The sequence below is a fragment of the Phyllobacterium lublinensis genome, assembly GCF_020164435.1.
Classification (GTDB): Bacteria; Pseudomonadota; Alphaproteobacteria; order Rhizobiales; family Rhizobiaceae; genus Phyllobacterium; species Phyllobacterium lublinensis.
Window position 1 is genome coordinate 92,964 of the sequence record NZ_JAIUDQ010000014.1, and the last position, 21,572, is coordinate 114,535.

The window sequence follows — 21,572 nt, forward strand, 5'->3', positions numbered from 1 at the left end:
AGAAGAGACACCGGCTGCAGGAGATCTTGCACTTCCCCGTCGCTACCCCGGCGAAGCTGCCAGACCGCATCACCTGGACCGTTCGAATCCCAATGGGCGTTCCGTACCGGTTACTTTATAGAGGCCGTTCCCTTCCTGATCACTGCTTATCTGGACTCGAAGGGATTTTCCGTCGTCAATACTGTCAATCACGTCATCAATCGCCATTTTTACGGCTCGAAGCGTCTTCTTGACGTTGCGCCGAAAGTCAGCCTGGTTCCTGTCGCGTGCGTAGAGATCGATGATGACGTGCTGGTCCGCCACGCCAATATCACGGATAAGTATGACCGTTTCCAATGACGTGTCGTTTGCGAAAGCCGCCCAGGGATTGTTTTCCATCGCTGTTCCTCCTACCGGAAAGCTACTCCGCGAAAAGAGCCGCTGCAACTGGTGCCGTGCCGCCTTTTCAGTCAGATTTGGGACCGGACTTACCGATGGCGGCAACGAATCGATTGAGGTCTTCCTCGACGAAACATTCCACCTTGCCCTTTGGATCGAAACTCCACCACAGAAGCGAGCCCTGCCATTGCGACGCCATGAGCAAACCGATGCCCGTTGGCACCGACGCACTCGCAAAACAAGCCTCAAGTACGGCGCACAATTTGTCTTTCCAGAGCAAGCCGCGCGCCCGAAGTGTGGGGTCCCTTAGGTCTTCCCGCAGAACCAGTAAGCCGTCCGCATAGGATTCGATGCCGCCATAATCGCGCGAAAGCGCCACAAGCAGTTCGATCGCGCCTTCGACGGATTTGGGAATGGTGTTTGCGAGTTGCGCTGTCTTGGCGTCCAACCGGTCCCAAGCATAGAGCAGGGTGCTCTGCTTTAATCTGGTCTTGCTCTCGAAGCGCTGCACCAGTGTAGCGGGGGAGAGGCCACAGGCCTTGGCTAGCAGCGCAAAGGTAAGGGCTTCCGGACCATGCTCGTGGATCAGTTGGTTTGCAATGTTGAGGACATGTTGGTCAGACAGCGTCTTGGGCCGGGTCATCTTGACATCCATTTATAACCGAACGATTATTTATATATCACCGCATCACTGATGTCAGTCTGTTTAAGGCAAGATTCCAGTTTTGGAGGCTCCCCATGACGCTACAAGGAAAAGTTGCTTTGGTCGCCGGTGGAACGCGAGGCGCTGGTCGTGGCATTGCCGTTGAACTTGGCGCCGCTGGAGCGACGGTCTATGTGACCGGACGCACGACGCGCAGGCATCAATCCGAATATGCGCGCCCTGAAACCATAGAAGAAACTGCAGAACTGGTCACGGCATCGGGCGGCAAGGGTATCGCCATGCAGGTTGACCATCTTGTTGCCGAGGATGTCAGGGAATTGGTTGAGCATATCCGTCGGGATCAAGGGCGTCTGGATATCCTTGTCAATGATATTTGGGGTGGTGAGAAGCTCTTCGAATGGAACAAACCCGTCTGGGAGCACAATCTGGAGAATGGCTTACGTATGTTGAGCCTTGGCATCAACACCCATTTGATCACGGCGCACCATGCACTCCCGTTGCTGATCGAGTCCCCGGGTGGCCTCCATGTCGAAGTTACCGATGGCACTGCCGCGTACAATGACGATCACTACCGCCTCTCCCCCTTCTATGATCTCGTAAAGGTGGCGGCGACGCGCATGGCCTGGGCCCATGCCAAAGACCTTGCACCCTATGGCGCGACCTCGATTTCGCTTACACCCGGATGGCTACGCTCGGAAATGATGCTGGAAGCTTTCGGCGTGACGGAGGAGAATTGGCATGATGCAACGAAACGTATCCCGCATTTCGTGATCTCCGAGACCCCACGTTTCATCGGACGCGCCGTCGTCGCATTGGCATCTGATCCCGATCGCTCGCGATGGAACGGCCAATCGATTTCCAGCGGTGGACTGGCCCAGATCTACGGCTTCACTGATCTGGATGGCTCCCGTCCCGATGCCTGGCGCTACGTGCCAGAAGTACAGGACGCTGGGAAACCAGCCGACGCCACCGGCTATCGATAGGCGAAACAGCCAATGCCTTGACTGCTTATGGAACTATTCGATCCATCGCACTGTTATCGATAGCCAGCGTTCAACGCCGGTACACGATCGGAGCCAGATGATGTTCGGTAAATTGTTCACACGCATCGCCAATACGGTCGCGCTGGCTGCCGGCAAACCCCTTACCTTCGTTCTGTGCTGTTTGGTTGTAGTTGTATGGGGCATCAGTGGACCAATCTTCGGCTTCTCCGATACCTGGCAGCTCATCATCAACACCGGTACAACCATCGTCACCTTTCTGATGGTGTTCCTGATACAGAACACGCAGAATCGTGACGGGGTTGCGATACAGGCCAAACTCGATGAATTGATCCGTGTTACCGAAGCCAAGAATGCGTTCATCGGGATCGAACACCTCACCGAGGAAGAAGTCGAAAAATTCCGCACCCAATGTGAGGCCGCCGCCAAGAAAGCCGACAAGGAACTGGCCGAACGAGCCGCAGAAAAGGCGCAGCGGCGCGCTCCTTCCAGAGCATCGCGGCAAAAAGCCCGGGCTTAATTATGGCTTAAGTTAGAAAGCCCGGATTTCGCCCGATTGACCTCTCATGTCGTTGCAATGCAGCTATGCAAAAGTGTCACTGCAAGTTTCGCAAGCCGTTCACTATATCCAGCTCACCGATCGAAAAAGATCCAACAAACAAGAAGTTACAAGGTGAGTGAAATGAACTTGATCCGCTCTTACAATAACTGGCGCCGCTACCGTGACACCGTCACGGAATTGAGCCGCCTGTCTGCTCGTGAACTGAACGACCTCGGCATCTCGCGCGGCGATATCTCCTTCGTTGCCAAGAAAGCAGCTTCGGCTCAGTAATACGAATAAAGTTTCCGTCCGGGGCACTCCTCCTCCCAAGCCGCGGGCGTTTAAAGACTGGCACTCCTCCTCCCAGCCAGTCTTTACAAATAGCACCCACCGCACCTCCTCCCGCGGTGGGTGTTGTTTTTTGTGCGTGATATTCTTGCTCGCTCCTTGGGCTCTCTTTGGCAGACCGTTGCGCCCTGGCGCCTTTCACCATAACAGTCGAGCATCGGCACTGGAGGATATCTATGACGAACGGCATCCATCATATCACCCTGATCACGCGTAAGGTGCAGGCCAACGTCGACTTTTATGTCGGCTTTCTTGGCATGCGCCTCATCAAGCGAACTGGTGGCTATGAGGACGCAACGCAGTTGCACCTTCTCTACGGCGATGCAACGGGTACGCCAGGGTCGCTGATCACCTTCTTGGTATGGGAGGATGGGTCTCCAGGTCGCGTAGGCTACGGGCAGCCGAGCGAGATATCGCTGGCCGTTGCCCCGGAAAGTATCGGCTTCTGGTTGACGCGCGCCCTGCAATACAACATTTCCGCCTCGGGACCATCTCAGGAATTTGGCGAGCCCGTGCTACGCCTCTTCGACCCTGATGGTGTCATCGTGAAGCTAGTAGGTTCTGAACGCGTAACGGCCGAAGCGCTCTGGACTGCCGAAGGTATCCCAGAATCCGATGCGATAAGACGCATCCGTGGCGCAACCATACTGACTGAAAAGCCCCTCGAAACCCAGGCTTTCCTCCAGGATCATTTTTCGTATACCCCAGGCGATACGACCGAGACAATTACAAGGATGTTTTCGGCATCAGGCGACTGTATCGACGTCCGTGATGCAACGGGCTTTTGGAGTTCGGCTCCCGGCACGGGTACGGTCGACCATATTGCCTTCCGAACCCCTGGCCTCCCCGACCTAAGTGCAACCTACGACCGCTTGATTACGCATGGCATGGACGCAACCGCTGTGCACGACCGCAAATATTTCCATTCGATCTATGTCCGGGAGCCGGGCGGCACTCTAATCGAAATGGCTACCGATGGTCCAGGCATGCTAGTTGACGAGACACCGGGTACACTGGGCACGACGTTGTTCATCCCACCGCACTTTGCCGCGGAAGCGGAAAATCTGAAAGTCATGCTGCCGCAATTCGGTCTGCCGAAAGCAGAGCGTTTCATCTACCGCGAGCTTCCTTTCGTTCATCGTGTCTACACCCCCGAAAATCCAGATGGTCAAACCTTGGTATTGCTACACGGTACCGAGGGAAATGAGGCCAGCCTCATGCCCCTCGCCGCAAAGGCAGCGCCCAATGCGACGTTGATGGGACTACGCGGTCGCAGCAATGAGGAAGGATCCTCGCGCTGGTTCCGGCGTTTTGGCCCACTGAGCTTCGACCAGAAGGATATTCGAGGCGAGGCTGAAGCGCTGGCTGGACTCATCGAAGGTGCGATTGAAAACTATGGCCTCGATCTGAGGAAAACTACCTTCCTCGGCTACTCCAATGGTGCGAACCTGCTTGCAGCCATGATGCAGCTGCATCCGGGTCTTGTCCGCAATGCGATTTTGTTGCGCGCAACAAAGGTTCTCGAGGAGGCACCCGAAACGGACCTCTCCGGCACGAAAATTCTTGCAGTTAAGGGTGACCACGACCTGTTCGGTGCGCACTCCCCAGCCCTTCAGGAAGAATTGCGCCTCGCGGGTGCTGAACTCACTGTCGTCAGCGTAGTCGCCGGCCATGAAACCGGAGATCATGACATCGACGCCATCCGGGAATGGCTTCATCCGTAAAAATCAGGCCGGAATTGTTCCGGCCTGATTCACTCGGCGACTACACCAACGGCTTGAGCCCCGCCTCTATCGAGGCCCGCTTGGGTTCGAGGAACGGCGGCAACGACAAACCCTCGCCCAGCGTTTCCAGCGGCTCATCAACTGTAAAACCCGGACCATCGGTGGCAATTTCGAACAGAATACCGTTTGGCTCGCGGAAATAAAGCGAGCGGAAGTAATAGCGTTCCACTTCGCCGCTCGATGGCATCCGGAAGCCTTTCAAACGTTCAGTCCATTCATGCAGTTGCTGAACATCCGGTGCGCGAAACGCCACGTGATGGACTGCACCTGCACCCTGTCTGGCGACGGGCAGGTCGGGCTGAACCGCAACGTGCAGTTCCGCGGCTGGGCCGCCATCGCCCATGGCGAAAACATGCACATGACCAATGCCGTCGGGCGATGGATAGGTGTTGACCTGACGCATGTTCATCACATGCAGGAGGATGGCCTCGGTATTGGTAATGTCAGGCACGCTCATCGTGATCGGCCCAAGACCCCGAATCTGATGTTCGGCAGGCACCGGGCTTTTGTCCCACGGATGGGAAGGCCCTGCCCCGCCATCATTGATGAGACGAAAGCGTTGCCCTTCGCCGTCCTCAAAATCAAGTGACTCGTATCCGCCGACGTCCATTACCTCGCCGGACTTGACGCCAAGCTCGCCAAAGCGCGCCTTCCACCAATCCAAGCTGGCCTTGCTGCCGACACGCAGTCCGGTTCGCGAGACACTATGGGTACCGCGCCGTTCCGGACCAACGGGCCAATCAAAAAATGTCAGATCGGTGCCCGGCGTTGCTTTGCCATCGGCATAGAACAGGTGGTAGGCACTCGTATCATCCTGGTTGACGGTTTTCTTGACAAGTCGCAATCCCAACGTCTGAGTGTAGAAACGCAAATTTTCCGGCGCATTGGCCGTGATGGCAGTCAGGTGGTGAATGCCAGTCAATTGTAAGGTCATTGAAGCCTCCTTGTTTATCGCGGCACATTCGCCGTTGGGCTCAATATCGATTCTGTGGCGCGGCCAATAAAGAGTGTTTAACTGAAACTCATGTTCGTTCAGAACGAACGAAGTGTTACCCCAGGCCTTCCATCCCGCCTTGATGTTCACTAGAGTAAAACCATGAAATGGCGATTTGACGATCTTCTCACGTTTATCGATGTGATGGAAACCCACAGCATCACGGCTACGGCGGCCCGCTTGAATCTGTCGAAATCCGTAGTGAGCAAACGGATAACGGATCTGGAAGGAGCGCTTGGCATAGAATTATTTCAACGGTCACCGCGAAAATTGCTTGCCACCGAGAACGCCCTCGACTTTGTGGAACGCGTCAGACCACTTGTTCGCGAGATGTTGGAGGTCGCCGATACGGTTGGGCAGCGCAACCGGGCCATTCGAGGCAGCTTGCGCATAGCCGCTCCCATGACATTTGGAACACTCTATCTGGGCCGGATGATTGCCGACTTCGCCCGGCAGTATCCTGACCTTGAGGTGGCCGTCGAATTTGAGGACCGCATGGTCGACCTGGTGCGCGGCGGGTACGATGTCGGTATTCGCATCGGTATCCTCAAGGATTCAAGTTTGATTGCGCGGAAACTCTGCACGGACGCTCGCGTCATTTGCTGCAGTCCAGATTTTGCCTCCGCCAACGGCCTGCCGGGGACCGTGGAGGAGTTGAGTTCCTTTGCCTGCATAGACTATTCAAACGTCAACACCAGTCAGTTATGGCAGTTTGAGAACCCGGCTTCGCCATCAGAGCCCATTTCGGTCGCGATGCATGGGCGTATCGTTGCCAACAATGGCGAGGCAATGCGAGACATGGCAATTGCGGGATTGGGGCTGGTGCTGCTTCCGATGTTTATTGCGGCCGACGCATTGCGCGCAGGCACCCTCGTTCCAGTGCTTCCCGACGCCAAGCCCCTGCCCTACAGGATTTACGCGGTCTACCCGCCGACGCGGCACGTTTCGGCGAAAGTGCGTGCCTTTGTGGACCATCTCACACGCCACATCGGCGACCCGCCAATCTGGCAGTTACCGGATACGCTTCGCCTCAAAAGCGTTTGATTGCCATTCATGCTCGGCCGAATCACCATCCTGCGTTTCCCTGCCACACCCGAAGATATTGCCCTCTTTCATAGCCGGTTTCGCAAAAAACCCTGTAAACACTGGGTATAAACCAGCATTTTGGCCGCCAACCCTGATGACAGCGCGGGAATCGCATGCCATACAGACGCCTCCGATCAACGAAAATACTGAGGAAACCGCCAACATGAATACGTCCGATCTTATCGAGAAGCTCGTTGCTGATCAGGGTCTTACAAAAGTTCAGTCAAAGGCGATTGTTGACAGCGTTCTTAAAGGTATCACCGATTCCGTCGTAGCTGGCGATGAAGTATCGCTGCCAGGTTTCGGCAAGTTCAAGGTCCAGTCGCGCGCCGCTCGCGAAGGCCGTAACCCTGCAACCGGAGCAACGATCAAAATCGCAGCTTCGAAGAAGGTTGCCTTCCAGCCTGCGAAGGCACTGAAGGACGCTCTGAACGGTTGATCTCCGTTCTTTGTCCAATTCAAAAAGGCGGTGCAGTGCGCCGCCTTTTTAATTGGGTCACAACACATGCCGGCAGCCGGATCTTAGTTCGCGCAAGTGGCAACGTTTCCCGATGGAGAACGGCCCGCGCCACAGCGGCGAATACAGCTCATGTATTCCTTTCGCAAACCACAAGGCTTTGCCATAAATCCGCCGTCTCTTCGTTGCAGGAGACTAATGTGCAATTGAGCAATTTGCGCATGTGGGGTAAGGGTTTATCAACTATAACGGATGCATTTATGATCTAGCGGGTACCAAATCCGCGCGATTTGGATCTTGGCGAATGAGACTGGCAAACCGGTAGTAGCTGCATGAAAATACCAACACACATTCTTGCACCGTTGATGCTCACCCTGTTTCTGGCAGGATGCCAGGGCTCGTCGATTGATGACCTTTCCCCGAACGGGGCCTCGACCCAGCTGCCGGAGAAGCTCGTCAGGAGCATGAAGTCCAAGGGCATCAGCACCACTTCGCCAGTCATGTTCCGTATTTTCAAGGAAGAGAACGTCCTAGAAGTATGGAAGCGCAAGGACAATGGCCGCTACGACATGGTCACCAGCTACCAGATTTGCAAATGGTCGGGCAAGCTGGGGCCCAAGTACATTGAGGGTGACCGCCAGGCCCCTGAGGGCTTTTACGCGGTACGCCCCGCACAGATGAATCCCAAGTCGAGCTACTATCTGTCGTTCAATACCGGTTTCCCCAATGGCCTCGATCGTGCACTTGGCCGCACGGGGGCAAACCTGATGGTACACGGTGCATGCTCGTCTTCCGGCTGCTATTCAATGACCGATGCACAGGTGGCGCAAATCTACGCCTTTGCGCGCGACGCCTTCAAGGGCGGCCAGGAATCCATTCAGCTTGAGGCTTTCCCCTTCCGCATGACGGCTGCCAACATGGCACGCTACCGCGACGATCCCAATTACGCCTTCTGGAAGAACCTCAAGGAAGGCTATGATCATTTCGAGATCACCAAGGTGCCTCCCAAAGTCGATGTGTGCGAGAAGAAATATGTCTTCAACCATACCTCCGATCCCAATGCGCCGATTGCCGCAACGAGCGCCTGCCCACCGGCCAATCAGCCTGAGTCGCTGAAGATGGCCTACCAATCCTATCAGTCCAGCTACGAAACGGCATTTTCGTCGATGGTCGGCAAGGGCAGGATCCAGCCGCCGAGCCGCTCAATCCAGGGCATTGCCGAAGCCAAAATCATTGCGGACTGGAGCGCACGCAGAGCTCGCGGTGAACGCGTCACGCAGGAGCCACCCTCCATGTCGCCGCAGGACAAGGATGCGGCGTCAAAGCCCCAGGTCATGGTTCGACTTGCATCGGCGGTTGCCGCAGACAAGGCGAGAGAGGAACGCGAAGCCTCCAAGCGGACGCGCATGAGCAGAGCGGCGTCCGTACCGATGACAACCAACCCCGCGACACAGGTTCCGGCCGCTTCAGCTGCCGCTCAGCCAACCGCAGCGGCGCCTCAGACCACCGCTGCTCTGACACCGGTCGCTCCTGCAGCCGCACAGCCGGCGCCAGCGAAAAAGGCCTGGTGGAAGATAATCGGCAATTGACAGGCGACGGGGCGATCATGGCCGACGAGGTGTACGACCTTCGCGGGTTGAATTGTCCATTGCCGGTTCTCAAGACGCGCAAAAAATTGCAGGCCGTGGCCGCAGGGAGCCGCATATGGGTCGAAACAAGCGATCCACTCGCCGTAATCGACATGCCAAACTTCTGCCTGACCGACGGACACCGGCTGATTGAAACAATCAGCATCGCCGGCGGCCACCGCTTTCACATCGAGCGCGGGTGAATCAACCCAGTTTCACCCCAGAGATCGCCAATGGATTTTCGACGAGCGCCATACGATCCGGCGTGTCGATTTGCGGCTGACCCAGGAAAGCATCGAAAAGCCGCTGGACGTAACTTTCTGGCAAGTCCTTCACGATCATGACCAGGCGCGTTTCGCGAACGCCCTCCGGCCAACGGGCAAGCCGTGTCGGTGGATGGAATATCTGCTGGACGCCATGGATGACCAACGGGCGTTCGGGATCGTCCGACAGCAGGACCACGCCTTTGACGCGCAACAATTTCTCGCCATGTGCCGAGCGTAGCAGATCGATGAACATGTCGAATGTGGAGAACGGTATGGGCAAAGGGTGTTTCAGTGAGAACGAACGTATGGACGTATCGTGCCGGTTGACGTCGTGGTGGTGGTGATCATGATCGTGGTGGCCGTGATCGTGATCATGGTCATGATGCCCCTCCAGCACACTCCGTTCTCCTTCGCGGTCGCGATAGGCTTCCGCATTCAGCCACCGCTGCACGTCGGTTGTTTTTGTCTGCGGATTATAAACGCCGCATTCGAACAGGGCAGCATAACCAGTGCGCGGATCGCTTACATCGATGAGGTCGGCACCGGGATTGAGTGCTGCAAGACGGGCCTTGAGTGACTGAATATTAGTCGCTGCATCGGCAAGGTCCGTCTTGGTAATGACGATTCGATCAGCGACAGCGGCCTGTTTCACCGCCTCTTCATGGGCGTCCAGCGTGGCCATGCCGTTGATGGCGTCAACGGTTGTGATCACACCATCAACCCGAAATGCCTGTAGCAACACTGGATGGCCCATAACCGCATGGAGGACCGGCGCGGGATCAGCGAGTCCGGTCGTCTCTATGATCACGCGTTTGAGTCGCGGTATTTTGCCTGTCTGCAACCGATCGATCAAATCGGCCAGCGTATCGACCAGTTCGCCACGAACAGTACAGCAGAGACAGCCGTCGGCAAGCTCGATGATGCCCTCGCTGGCCTTCTCAACGAGCAGATGATCAATACCGACATCACCGAACTCGTTGATGATGACAGCCGTGTCGGCGAGCGCGGGATCTTTCAACAGGCGATTGAGCAGCGTCGTCTTTCCCGAACCGAGGAAACCCGTAAGGACAGAAACGGGAATGGGATCACCGACCATCAGTTCACAGCCTTCAAGGCATTGCTGGCGTCGGTCAGGGATGCACGATCAGGCCGAGGCTTCGGAACAGGAATGCGGCTCATTTCGATGCCGACCGAATTCAGCTTGGCGGGCAGCAGCGCAATATCTTCGGCCTTGGGCGGATGGTTCATGCGCGTCAGATAGGCCGAGCCCTGGACAAGGTGTCCCTCGGCATCTTTTCCATCCCAGTTATCGGATCCAGCCGCCTGTTTCGAACAGACCTCGGAGCGCATGTTAACCGCCACGTCGCGAGACGCGGGGCCGTACGGCTCAAGCGCATCGAGCGTTTGGCCTGTGCCTTTCTGCTCGAATGCTTTCCCCAGGAGATCCGCTGCTTTTGTCACGCGCGAATTGATGGTCCGCTCACCGAGTACCACGGCGATGACCGTGCGACCGTTGCGAGTTGCAGAACCGATGAGATTATAACCCGAGGGACAGACGAACCCAGTCTTCATCCCGTCGGCTCCCTGGAACCTTCCGATGAGAGCATTGTAGTTGGTTTGCGATTTTTTGGTACCGTAGTTGATGGCCTCAATATCGAAGTAGCTTGCATATTGCGGAAACTCGCGCCGCAGGTGCAACGTCAGCACTGCGAGGTCCCGGGCCGTCGTATAATGATCATCGGCATGAAGCCCGTTGGGGTTGACGAAATGAGTACCTGTCATCCCGATCCGGCGCGCTTCCGCATTCATCAATCCGGCAAACTTGTCCTCGGAACCGCCAAGGGTCTCGCCAATGGCCATCGCAACGTCATTTGCCGAGCGCACCAGCATGATCTTGAGCGCATTATCGAGAGTAAGCTCTGACCCGGCCTTGTAGCCAGACCTGCTCGGCGGTTCTTTGACCGAGTTTGCCGTCATTGTGATTGGCGTGTCGAGCGTGACCTGTCCCGATTGGATCATCCGGAAAGCGACGTATGTCGTCATCAGTTTGGTCAGCGATGCCGGATACCAACGCTGGAATGCGTCCTGTTGCGATACGATTTCGCCGGTACCTGCGTCGACCGTGATGTTCGCGCCGGCGAGCGCCGATGTACCCGCGATCGCCGATACGACGCAACTCGAAAGGAAGAGTGCTAGAGTTTTCTGCATTCCTGAAATCTGACCTGTTTGCAAAAAGGCATTAAGCCGCGCTTCACGCCGGGCGGCAATGGCCTTATCTATCTTATGTGGCAGTCAAAAGGCAAAACTCCTTTATTCTGTTCACTGAAATGTCAGAGTTGAATTGGAGTCGTTCTGAATGCCCTTGCTCAATCGCGCCGTCGAAATGCAGGTCGAGGTTTCCCAATGGCGGCGTCATCTGCATGCGAATCCCGAGCTGATGTTCGATGTTCACGAGACGGCGCGGTTCGTCACTGACAAACTGCAGCAGTTTGGTTGCGACGTCGTGGAGACGGGTATCGGCCGTACAGGGGTCGTCGGCATCATACGAGGACGCCGGGGCGAAGGCCCGACGATCGGCCTGCGCTCTGATATGGATGCGCTGCCACTGACGGAGATCACGGGCCAGCCCTGGGCATCGCAAACCGCAGGCAAAATGCATGCTTGCGGTCATGACGGGCACACCGCAATGCTTCTCGGTGCGGCACAATACCTGGCAGAGACGCGAAATTTCATGGGCTCCATAGCCGTCATCTTTCAGCCTGCAGAAGAAGGTGGCGGGGGCGGCCGCGAAATGGTCAAGGACGGCATGATGGAGCGGTTTTCCATCTCCGAAGTCTATGGCATGCACAATGTCCCAGGCCTCCCTATCGGCGAATTCGCCATCCGAAAGGGCCCGATCATGGCGGCAACCGATGAATTCACGATTACAGTCAAGGGTCGTGGCGGCCACGCGGCACAGCCGCACCGTACCATCGATCCCGTCGTCGTCGGCGCACAATTGATCAATGCCCTGCAAACCATTGTCTCGCGCGGTACTGATCCATTGGACTCCGTCGTCCTGTCTGTAACCCAGTTTCACGCGGGTGATGCCCACAACATCATTCCCCAGAGCGCGGAACTGGCGGGGACAGTGCGCACGCTACGTCCTGAGATGCGGGATTTTGCAGAAAGACGGCTGACGGAAGTATGCGAGGGACTTGCAGGTGCGCTGGGCGCCAGCGCGAGCGTGCATTACGCGCGAAATTATCCGGTTACGTTCAATCACGATCGCGAAACCGAATTTGCCGCGCAGACAGCCCGCAGCGTCGCCGGTGAGGGTGCGATCAACACGGATGTAGCTCCAATGATGGCCGGCGAGGATTTTTCCTACATGCTCGAAGCTCGGCCCGGCGCGTTCATCTTTATCGGTAATGGCAACAGTGCATCGCTGCACAACCCTGCCTATGACTTCAATGACGACGCGATCGCCTATGGCATCAGTTATTGGGTTCAACTCGCCGAGACCGCCCTGCGACCGCGATGATGATTATGATGACAATCTCGGATTCGCATGCATCTTCTGACTTGGCGTGCGCATAGAAAACCAGTATGTCAAAACCCATGGTCCCGTAGCTCAGTAGGATAGAGCGACAGATTCCTAATCTGTAGGCCACTGGTTCGAATCCAGTCGGGATCACCAACATTTTCAATAGCTAACGAGTGCCTTTCTTCAATCAACATGTCGCATCATGTTGCACCTGCCTACCATTGATTTCCAACGATTTTCTTTGAGGCACGGCGAATCCATGCGACATGGATGCAACATGCATTGACGTAATAAGCCAAGCTCTTCATGCGAAGCGCAGATGGAAAATACGTTACGGTAAATATCGGCGTGTATTTGCAGTACAGACGGGCCGCGTTGGGGCCGATGACCGACTGTCCGCTGTTAGGACACACAACACGAGAAGCGGACATCAGAGTTCGTGCCGCCAAGCTCTGGAATTGGCCCAAAGCGGACTTCTTCCAATTCTATATGGTAAAAGCCGAGTGCCGTATCGCTCAAGCCCCTGAGGTCATCCATACGCCAATCAACGTCACCGCCAGCCCAGCAAACATCGCGACCGTCAGAGGCTCTGAAAACAGCATCCATGCCCAAAGCATCGTTACGGGCGGGCTGAGGTAGATCGCTGCGCCCACCTTGGCAACCGGGAACAGCCGCAGACTGGTATAGTAGACAGCGTAGGCCAGGAACGTCGCGATCAGGACCAACCAGATCATCCCGACCGCGAAATTGCGGGTCATTGGTGGAGCAAGGCTGCCCTGCGTCAACGCGCACAGACCGAACAGAACCGCACCCGTCAGTGTATGGATGCAAAGACTTTGATGTACAGGCATAAGCTGCGTCTTGCGTTTCCGGTGCAAGACTGAAGCGACAGCGAATATCAGCATCGAACCCACCGTCAATCCGTATGCCCAGACCGGAGCCGTACCGAAACTGAGGCTATCGAAGGACACGATCAAAACACCGGTGACGGCAATCATAGTGCCCAGCCACTGCCGTGCGGTCAGCCGCTCACCGAGGACGGGTTGTGAAAGGGCGACGATCGCCAGCGGAAGAAGGTCGGCGATGAGCGCGACCAACCCCGTGGGCACTTTTTGCTGGATAGCAAGCGCGAAGCCTCCCAGATACAGGAACACGGCCATGATGCCGAACACGGCCTGATCTCTGAGCGCACGCATGGATATTTTTGGCCCGATCGCTAACGCGAAGGGCAAAAGAATCAATCCTGAAAGCAATGTCCGCCAGAAGAGCAGAAGCATAACGCTTGCCTCCTGGTTGGCATAGCGGATGCCGACGAATCCTGAACTCCATCCGATGATGAGGAGAGTGGCGAGTAAAGGCCACAGCAGAGGGTGGTGGCGGCTTGCGATGGTGGAAGTAAGAGAGGCATCGGTCATTGAGGGCTCTGTCACGAGGAAATGCGATCTACACATAGGCGGATCGCACCATGGAAGCACATGACAAATTTTAATGACTGCATGACATTATACAAACAAGTGTCATGGCAGGTGCAGTTCGTGATAGGTTTCTCGCCGCAGAGAAGGAAATGACCATGGCCATGAATGACCTGAACAGTCGCCGCCTCGAGATCGACGCTTTGAAAGCGCTTTCCGCAATCCGCCAACATGGCGGCATTACCAGAGCAGCGGGCGCTCTGGGGCTCTCACAGTCCGCCGTCAGCCATAAGATCAAGAGACTGGAAGTCGGCCTTGACTGCGAGCTGCTCGGACGAAAATCCGGCGGACCAATGTTCACGGCTGCGGGTGAAGACTTGTTGCACTACGCTGGACGCATTCTCGCGCTGCACGACGAGGCGCTGCTGAGTCTTTCCAAGTCACCACTCTCTGGAAGACTTGCACTCGGGCTCACCGAAGACACTGCATGCACCGATCTCGCTCGGATCTTGGGTCGCTTTAGGAGGCTTCATCCGAACGTCACGGTTCGAACAAAGGTGCGCATGAGCTTGGTCCTGCGGGCCATGCTGGAGCGCGGCGAACTTGATGCTGCAATCGTTCAGCTCTTCAGCCACGACGTACGGTCGAATGACGTGGTCCTATACAGGGAAAACCTTCACTGGGTGAAGCATCCTGAACTGATGATCCGACAGGAGGGCCCGGTCCCGTTCTTGTCGTTCGATGACGAATGTTTCTATCGACAATGGGCGCTCGACATCGGCCAGGACGATGCAGTTTTCGAAACCGTTTTTGAGTGTTCGAGCGCCGCTGGGATTGTGTCCGCGGTCAATGCGGCAATGGGTGTAGCGTTGCTGAGTGACCGCCATATCCGAGGTGATATGCATATAATAACCGACCGTCTGCCTCGGCCTCCATCCTTGGCCTATGTCGTCAGACGTGCGCGCAAGTCGAGAAATACGGCTCTCGACAGCTTGGTTCGAGAAATCGAGAGGGACATCGGTCGACATGGCGGATTGGTCCTCGCTGGCTGATAATGACTGTGTCCGCTAATGGCGCGATCACGAAGGCTGCGAGGGACTATCTGGCGCTCCTAAGATCGAATGGCTTTCATTAGTTCTAGCTCGATCCGATGACCGCGCATCGAAATCGTTGCGATTACTAATTCCCAAACCGCCGGCTGCCGTTCGCGTTCTTTCCGACGACTTCGCGGATAATCGTCAGGGTTTCCCTGGCCGCATCTTTTGGCGGCAAAGCCGTATCAGCGACGTTGCTCACAAGCTTCGTAATGTCATGATCTATGTTTTTCTCGGACCAGCGCTTGCCGCTGGCAACGGTTATGTAAACCGAATAAGCGTGGTGCATAGTTCCAGGTCGCTCACCTATGATGTGGAGAATTCCTCTCAAGGTATTGGGGTCTGCATTTTCGAAGAGCAGCTCGCCGATCCGGTATCCCGCCCGCACCCGTCCGCCGGTAACAAGAATGTTCGTGTCGCTCATCGGAATGTCGGCGTCGGCAAGCAGTCTGCGCATTTCCGCCAAATAGGGTGCGAGATGTCCATCGTCCATAACGGCCTTGGCATTCAGGCCATCGGAAATGACTATTTGGCCCTTCGGTAAGTTCTCCCCCCAGGACTCCCTCAACCTTTGAATTTCAATGATCCCTTCCGGGCTCAGCATTTCACCCGACGTCGGATGGGCGATATAGTCGTCGCGGTCCCTGGACAGGCTACGAACCGGTATGACATTGGGTACGGCGGCGATGAAGTCGGATGTCAGCTCGGCCCAAAGAGACTTTTTGGCATCGTCGTAGAGCCCCTTGACCTTGACCGCGAGGTCGGGATTGAGGTCCCAGATATTTTCACCGTGCCCGGTCGCCAGATCGACGCCCCTGCCCTCCACCTCACTCATCTTTACCCGGCCCTCCGCATACACGGCGTCCTTGGGTCGTTTGTCACCTTTGGCGAGCCGATACTGGTAGTAAACCCAGAGAGGATCCCCGTAGTTCACCGTGTATTTGTCATTCTCATCGACGATTCCGATGCGTTTGTAGAATTGCCACATCGCATCATCGACCTTGAAGCCGAATTTGTCCCTTAACCGAACGTGATCTTGGAAAGACGTCGTCAGATAGCTCAGCATCGGATCATTCTTCGTAGGCAGTGCTATCAGATAGACTGGGTTGGCGGGCATGATCTGGTCCTGGCACCAATCCAAATCGTCCAGGCTGACCGTCATGTGCAGCGTCGTGCAAATATCAAGGCCAATGGTCAGCCCATGTAATTTACCCATGGCGATATCCTCGAGACAGCACCTTACCAGTTGTTCTCGACTCTTGAAGACCTCGGGCCCGATGAAGCCGGCCACATCGTTGACGTGAAGCCACGCTCCTCTCGGCTGCACCTTAGCGAGCTCCAGCCCCACCGCTCGGCTAAATCCATACTTTCGCGATTCAAGCACCATCATGTCGACGCCATTCGCCACGCCGTTCGTGAATTCCGAACCCTGGCCGGTTTCGAAGTAGAGGCCATATCTTTGGCCCTTTTTCGCGCTCGCATATTTCAAGATCTTGTCGTTGGTGATGTCGAAGATTTTATTGCAAGCATCCGTCCCCGCAAGACTCTGGAACATCGTCGCAACGGTTCCCGGGTAACCTTCATTCACCTCCGCCTGAACATCGATGTGCGCAAGCACGCACCAGGGAATAACGTCGCCCAGCTTGAACGTATCGACGACATCTTTCAGCGCCCGCTCGACCTCGACGACGCTCGCGACCGTGCTGTCCACCGGATTGGTACCTATGACGATGTCACCCGTTGCGTAGGAGAAGGCATCAAATACCTGCCAGATGACGTCATCGGGATGATCCGTGGGAGAATTGGGCTGGATGCGAGCCCCCATATATCCCTTTGATCCGATCCTCGTGCCTGGCAGTACATTGAAGATTTTCTGACCCAGGGTAATGAGTTCCTCATTGCTCATCAGTTTTGGCACGCAGCCGATTGTATCGCTGGTCAGCCCGTTCATGACGCCCTTGATGTCGTCCTCCGACCGCGACAAGAGAAATTCCTTCAGCTGGCCCATGGTCCAGTCCTTGACCCTCGCATACTGGACCTGGTCGGTGGTCTGCCAGATCAGCCGCTGCAGATCGTCCTCGAAGAGCGGGTGCTGGTAGAGATCCGCGATTTTCGTGTTTGCTAACAGGGCGCGGGCGTGTTTCCGCGTCGTCTCGTCGGGGGCGGCTGCGCCTATGGCCCGATCACCCTCCTTGAAGTCGTTGGCGGCGCCAATCACCTGCTGGTAGATGCCCTGATCAAAGCCCCCTTTCACCCTGGCTATATAGGCGAAGACATCCTCGCCTGGCGCGACCTCCGCAATCGCGATGTCTTCCCGATTGGCAGCCCTTGCGGCACCGGCATAGCTCGCAAGGGCGGTCGCGGCCCCCACCATGACGAGCAGCTCTCTTCTGGAAAGCCCTTCATGTCCCTGCGGCAAGCCCTTTTGCATGGCGATCTCCCCGTTGTCGAAGACCTATGTTGCGATCAGGCCAGCCGCCCCCGTGCCGGTCTGTTTCAGGATAGGCTACGTCGCGATCAGATTGTCATCACGACCCGGCCGTCGATTTTGTTGTGCCGCATCCGGTCGAATATGCTGTTGATATCGTCAAGACGCTCTGTCGAGTAGTGAACCTTCACCTTTCCATCGCCGGCGAACTGGAGGCATTCGGCGAGGTCCAAGCGGGTGCCGACGATCGACCCCCTGATGGTCTTGCGGGTGAGGACCGTGTCAAAGATGTCGAGTTCGAACGAGCCTGGTGGCAATCCAACTAGAGACATCGTGCCGCGTTTGGCGAGCATACCGAGGCCCTGCCGGAAAGCAACCGGCGAGACCGCCGTTACGAGCACCCCCTGAACTCCGCCGCAAAGCTTGCGGACCTCCGCCACCGGGTCAGTCGTCTTGGCATTGATAACAGCGTTTGCGCCCATGTTTCGGGCGAGTTCCAGTTTCTCGTCGGCTATGTCGACTGCGATGACGTCGAGGCCCATTGCCTTCGCATATTGTACCGCGACATGTCCGAGCCCTCCGATGCCGGAAATCACGACCGTATCGCCGGGCTTCGTGTCGGTCTCCTTCAACCCCTTATACACTGTGACGCCGGCGCACAGGATCGGAGCGGCGGCTTCAAAGCCAAGGCCGGCCGGTAGATGCCCGACATAGTCGGGATCCGCAATCACATATTCCGCGAAACCGCCATTGACAGAATAGCCGGTGTTCTGCTGGAGATCGCACAGAGTTTCCCAGCCGGCGAGACAGTGCCGACAATGTCCGCAGGCCGTGTGGAGCCATGGCACGCCGACACGGTCGCCCTCCTTGACCGCCGTGACGCCGGCGCCGACCGCGACGACCGACCCAACGCCCTCATGCCCCGGAATGAAGGGGGGACTGGGCTTCACCGGCCAATCGCCATCGGCCGCATGCAAGTCGGTGTGGCAGACGCCACAGGCTTCAATCTTCACGAGGATCTGGCCCTGACCGACCTCGGGGATCGGCACCTCCTCGATGGACAGCGGTTTCTTGAACTCTCGCACGACGGCGGCTTTCATCGTCTTCGACATTGAGCCCTCCTTTAACTGATGCGGGCGGAACGTTACCGGTCCGCTCGTTTATCCAATCTCACGGCACGGTCTTGAACGGCGGAGGCAAAGCTGCGGCGTGGGCCCGCAGGTATGTTTTTCAGATGGACCTCGATAAGGCGACCACACTCCTTGAGGTCACGAATGACTGGGATTTTGAGCCGGCACATTGGTTGCATTTCCGGCAACCATTCACTTCCGAAATGGATTGTGCTCCTCGCACGATGTTGCGTCAATTGGGGACCGCTTCTAGTCAGCCAGGCGAACTTATAAAGTCCTTCATCGGCAGTGTGGATTCGGACTTCACCAGCGGATATCGTCTGACTTGATTGGGTGAGTTTTGCAGCTACGCAAGGCTCTGGGCCCGATGCGCAATGCCTGCAACATACATTGGGCAACATCACCATATTCTTACTGAAAATAACGTTCTTGCTGCAACTCGCGCAGCTATGCTGCATATGCTAATATCTTATTGTGGTTGGCCATCGAGCCTCGCAGAGGGATTTTATCCCCCCGCACCGGTACCTTTTTTATTGTTCGCCTACGCCTTTTATCTTTCTCCCGATAAATTAGGAGAGCTGGCATGCAATATACTTCATACGTTCCGACAACTGATTTCGTCGCTCAATTCGGTCCAACCGGTCTCGCTTTCGATTACGCGTTGGATGCCTTTCAGCGCCGCGTACTGTTTTGGGACGTAATGCGTAAGCGAGGCAACCAGTACAGGACCCATGCCGAAGCCACTGCTCCACATGTGTTGAGCTTCACGCCGGAGGTCTTGCTCGATGGCCGCGAGCTTGACAAACCGGTCAACTACGCACTGGCTCGGATCATCCCGCCCAAGGGGATTGAGGTCGATGATTTGCGCCGGCCATTCGTAGTCGTAGACCCGAGAGCTGGACACGGGCCGGGTATCGGTGGGTTCAAGGCGGATAGTGAAATCGGCGTCGCTCTGCGAGCCGGGCACCCATGCTACTTCATAGGGTTTCTGCCCCAACCGGTCCCGGGACAGACGATTGAAGACATTGTGCGGGCAGAAGCGATCTTTCTGGAAAAGGTCATCTCGCTTCATCCCCAGGCGGACGCCAAGCCCTGCGTGATCGGAAACTGCCAAGCCGGCTGGGCGGTCATGATGCTGGCGGCCATGCGTCCCGAACTTTTCGGCTCGCTCATCATTGCGGGCGCGCCACTTTCATACTGGGCGGGCGAACGCGGGAAATACCCGATGCGTTACACCGGCGGATTGTTGGGCGGGAGTTGGCTCACAGCGCTTACAAGCGACCTCGGGCATGGAAAGTTCGACGGCGCCTGGCTGGTGCAGAATTTCGAGAACCAGAACCCGGCAAACACGCTCTGGACGAAGCAATATAATCTATACTCGAAGATCGATACTGAGGCGACGCGCTACCTTGGTTTCGAGGAATGGTGGGGTGGTCACGTCAGCCTCAATGCGGCAGAAATCCAGTTCATCGTTGACGAACTCTTCATCGGCAACAATCTTGCCTCCGGGCACATCAACACTTCGACGGGAGAGGCGATCGACCTTCGTAACATCCGTGCGCCGATTGTTGTCTTCTGTTCCAAGGGAGACAACATCACGCCACCCGCACAGGCGCTCGGATGGATTCTAGACCTTTATGACGACGTGAACGAGATCCGCTCGCATGGGCAGACGATTGTCTACACCGTGCACGAGACAATCGGTCATCTCGGAATCTTCGTGTCGGCAAGTGTCGCCCGCAAGGAGCATGGCGAATTCTCCAGCAACATCGATCTGATCGACGCACTGCCGCCGGGACTCTACGAAGCGACTTTTGAAGCAAAGACCGCTGAGACCGTTGGCGGAGACCTGGTCGAGGGTGACTGGATCATGCGATGCGAGGCAAGAATGCTCGACGACATCAGGGCGCTTGGTTGCAATGATCCCGAAGATGATCGCCGCTTCGCGACCGTGGCAAAGGTCTCTGATATCAATCTGTCACTCTACAAGACGTTCCTTCAGCCATTCATCCGTACAATGGTGCCCGAATCTGCGGCCGAGCAATTGCGCGCGATCCACCCGCTCAGGTTGCAGTATGAGCTGTTCTCCGACTTCAATCCGTGGATGGCACCCATAGCTGACCTTGCTGCCAAAGCAGCGGACGAGCGCCGTCCAGTCTCGGCGGACAATCCCTTCCTGGCCCTGGAGCAGGCGTTTTCGCGCCAAATTGTTGCAGGACTGGACGCATGGCGTGAGGGAGTGGAGGCACTGAGTGAAGCAACCTTTGTTTCCGTCTATGGCTCCCCTCTCCTGCAGGCGGCTGTCGGCATCGATCCGTCGGACACAGGGCCGCAGCGGCGTGCAAGCAAGACCGGGCCGCACGCACAAGCCTTGAAGGCAAGGATCGTGGAACTCAAGGCGCAGACAGGCAACGGCGGCTTGCGCGAGGCCATGGCGCGTAGCTTGCTTTATGTCGCCATCGCGAGCGGCGCAGCCGACGAACGTGGGTTTGCTGCAATCCGACGCATGCGGCGTTCCGAAAACGGAATGCCGGCAATGACATTGGCAGAATTCAAGGCGTTGATCCGCGACCAGTTCCTCATGCTGATGATCGATGAAGAGGCTGCCGTCAATGCGATTCCAGGGCTCCTGCCAGCCGAGGATGAGGTTAGACGCGACGCCTTAGCCTCCCTTCGGGAGGTCTTGAACGCACGAGGCGCACTTTCCGGCGCAGCCGAGCTACGCTGGCAGCGGATTGTTGGACTCTTCGGCCTTGGCGAAGAGCCGGTGCCGGAGCCTGTATCGCCGTCGGCGAAGTCCTTGCTGGTGAAGGTTGTCCGCCAAGCAAGCTAGCG

General features: G+C 56.6%; 19 protein-coding genes and 1 tRNA gene. 12 read left to right on the forward strand and 8 right to left on the reverse strand.

Annotated features, from left to right (window positions below):
* Nucleotides 1–69: 69 nt before the first annotated feature.
* Together K9U38_RS16790 and K9U38_RS16795 are read right to left on the reverse strand one after the other, a co-directional pair.
* Nucleotides 70–378, reverse strand: coding sequence for a hypothetical protein (locus K9U38_RS16790; protein ID WP_224495495.1), 309 nt, complete (start codon nt 376–378; stop codon nt 70–72).
* Nucleotides 379–445: 67 nt separating this feature from the next.
* On the reverse strand, nt 446–1,021 hold the full coding sequence (locus K9U38_RS16795; protein ID WP_224495496.1) for a TetR/AcrR family transcriptional regulator: 576 nt from the start codon (nt 1,019–1,021) through the stop codon (nt 446–448).
* 95 nt (nt 1,022–1,116) lie between these two features.
* Between K9U38_RS16795 and K9U38_RS16800 the strand changes: the two genes are divergently transcribed.
* The 4 genes from K9U38_RS16800 to K9U38_RS16815 all read left to right on the forward strand — a co-directional run bounded on the left by K9U38_RS16800 (nt 1,117) and on the right by K9U38_RS16815 (nt 4,656).
* The gene (locus K9U38_RS16800) at nt 1,117–2,025 is read left to right on the forward strand and encodes an SDR family oxidoreductase (RefSeq protein ID WP_224495497.1); all 909 of its coding nucleotides are present in this window, start codon (nt 1,117–1,119) and stop codon (nt 2,023–2,025) included.
* A gap of 100 nt (nt 2,026–2,125) precedes the next feature.
* Entirely contained in the window at nt 2,126–2,563 is a 438-nt protein-coding gene (locus K9U38_RS16805) for a low affinity iron permease family protein (RefSeq protein WP_224495498.1), read from the forward strand.
* Between the two features lie 162 nt (nt 2,564–2,725).
* The gene (locus K9U38_RS16810) at nt 2,726–2,875 is read left to right on the forward strand and encodes a DUF1127 domain-containing protein (RefSeq protein ID WP_099997839.1); all 150 of its coding nucleotides are present in this window, start codon (nt 2,726–2,728) and stop codon (nt 2,873–2,875) included.
* 233 nt (nt 2,876–3,108) lie between these two features.
* On the forward strand, nt 3,109–4,656 hold the full coding sequence (locus K9U38_RS16815) for a VOC family protein (RefSeq protein WP_224495499.1): 1,548 nt from the start codon (nt 3,109–3,111) through the stop codon (nt 4,654–4,656).
* Nucleotides 4,657–4,696: 40 nt separating this feature from the next.
* Here the strand turns inward: K9U38_RS16815 and K9U38_RS16820 are convergent, their stop codons facing one another.
* Nucleotides 4,697–5,650 carry a ring-cleaving dioxygenase gene (locus K9U38_RS16820; RefSeq protein WP_224495500.1) on the reverse strand — a complete coding sequence of 318 codons (954 nt, stop codon included), beginning with the start codon at nt 5,648–5,650 and terminating at the stop codon, nt 4,697–4,699.
* A gap of 162 nt (nt 5,651–5,812) precedes the next feature.
* Between K9U38_RS16820 and K9U38_RS16825 the strand changes: the two genes are divergently transcribed.
* The 4 genes from K9U38_RS16825 (at nt 5,813) to K9U38_RS16840 (ending at nt 9,084) form a co-directional block, all read left to right on the forward strand.
* Entirely contained in the window at nt 5,813–6,754 is a 942-nt protein-coding gene (locus K9U38_RS16825; protein ID WP_224495501.1) for a LysR family transcriptional regulator, read from the forward strand.
* Between the two features lie 136 nt (nt 6,755–6,890).
* Complete coding sequence (locus K9U38_RS16830) at nt 6,891–7,235, forward strand: HU family DNA-binding protein (RefSeq protein WP_224495502.1); 345 nt, start codon at nt 6,891–6,893, stop codon at nt 7,233–7,235.
* A gap of 350 nt (nt 7,236–7,585) precedes the next feature.
* Nucleotides 7,586–8,842, forward strand: a complete 1,257-nt coding sequence (locus K9U38_RS16835; RefSeq protein WP_224495503.1) for a L,D-transpeptidase family protein — start codon at nt 7,586–7,588, stop codon at nt 8,840–8,842.
* A 17-nt stretch (nt 8,843–8,859) separates the two neighbouring features.
* Entirely contained in the window at nt 8,860–9,084 is a 225-nt protein-coding gene (locus K9U38_RS16840; protein WP_224495504.1) for a sulfurtransferase TusA family protein, read from the forward strand.
* Between the two features lies 1 nt (nt 9,085).
* Here the strand turns inward: K9U38_RS16840 and K9U38_RS16845 are convergent, their stop codons facing one another.
* Entirely contained in the window at nt 9,086–10,243 is a 1,158-nt protein-coding gene (locus K9U38_RS16845) for a CobW family GTP-binding protein (protein ID WP_224495505.1), read from the reverse strand.
* Complete coding sequence (locus K9U38_RS16850; RefSeq protein ID WP_224495506.1) at nt 10,243–11,355, reverse strand: D-alanyl-D-alanine carboxypeptidase family protein; 1,113 nt, start codon at nt 11,353–11,355, stop codon at nt 10,243–10,245. The genes K9U38_RS16845 and K9U38_RS16850 overlap by 1 nt, the downstream gene beginning before the upstream one ends.
* Before the next feature lie 148 nt (nt 11,356–11,503).
* Here K9U38_RS16850 and K9U38_RS16855 point away from each other — a divergent pair, with 148 nt between their 5' ends.
* Both K9U38_RS16855 and K9U38_RS16860 read left to right on the forward strand, forming a co-directional pair.
* Nucleotides 11,504–12,670 carry a M20 aminoacylase family protein gene (locus tag K9U38_RS16855; RefSeq protein ID WP_224495507.1) on the forward strand — a complete coding sequence of 389 codons (1,167 nt, stop codon included), beginning with the start codon at nt 11,504–11,506 and terminating at the stop codon, nt 12,668–12,670.
* A gap of 79 nt (nt 12,671–12,749) precedes the next feature.
* Nucleotides 12,750–12,826: transfer RNA gene (locus K9U38_RS16860), tRNA-Arg, on the forward strand.
* 362 nt (nt 12,827–13,188) lie between these two features.
* Here the strand turns inward: K9U38_RS16860 and K9U38_RS16865 are convergent.
* The gene (locus tag K9U38_RS16865; protein WP_224495508.1) at nt 13,189–14,088 is read right to left on the reverse strand and encodes a DMT family transporter; all 900 of its coding nucleotides are present in this window, start codon (nt 14,086–14,088) and stop codon (nt 13,189–13,191) included.
* A 161-nt stretch (nt 14,089–14,249) separates the two neighbouring features.
* Here K9U38_RS16865 and K9U38_RS16870 point away from each other — a divergent pair, with 161 nt between their 5' ends.
* Entirely contained in the window at nt 14,250–15,137 is an 888-nt protein-coding gene (locus K9U38_RS16870) for a LysR family transcriptional regulator (protein ID WP_224495543.1), read from the forward strand.
* Between the two features lie 127 nt (nt 15,138–15,264).
* Here K9U38_RS16870 and eutB read toward each other — a convergent pair whose 3' ends face one another.
* Together eutB and adhP are read right to left on the reverse strand one after the other, a co-directional pair.
* Entirely contained in the window at nt 15,265–17,553 is a 2,289-nt protein-coding gene (gene eutB / locus K9U38_RS16875; protein WP_370631975.1) for an ethanolamine ammonia-lyase subunit EutB, read from the reverse strand.
* Between the two features lie 143 nt (nt 17,554–17,696).
* Nucleotides 17,697–18,719, reverse strand: a complete 1,023-nt coding sequence (gene adhP / locus K9U38_RS16880; protein WP_224495510.1) for an alcohol dehydrogenase AdhP — start codon at nt 18,717–18,719, stop codon at nt 17,697–17,699.
* A 601-nt stretch (nt 18,720–19,320) separates the two neighbouring features.
* On the opposite strand from adhP, the gene K9U38_RS16885 reads away from it, so the two are divergent.
* Nucleotides 19,321–21,570 (forward strand): DUF3141 domain-containing protein, encoded by a 2,250-nt coding sequence (locus K9U38_RS16885; RefSeq protein ID WP_224495511.1) that lies wholly within the window; start codon nt 19,321–19,323, stop codon nt 21,568–21,570.
* Nucleotides 21,571–21,572: the final 2 nt, after the last annotated feature.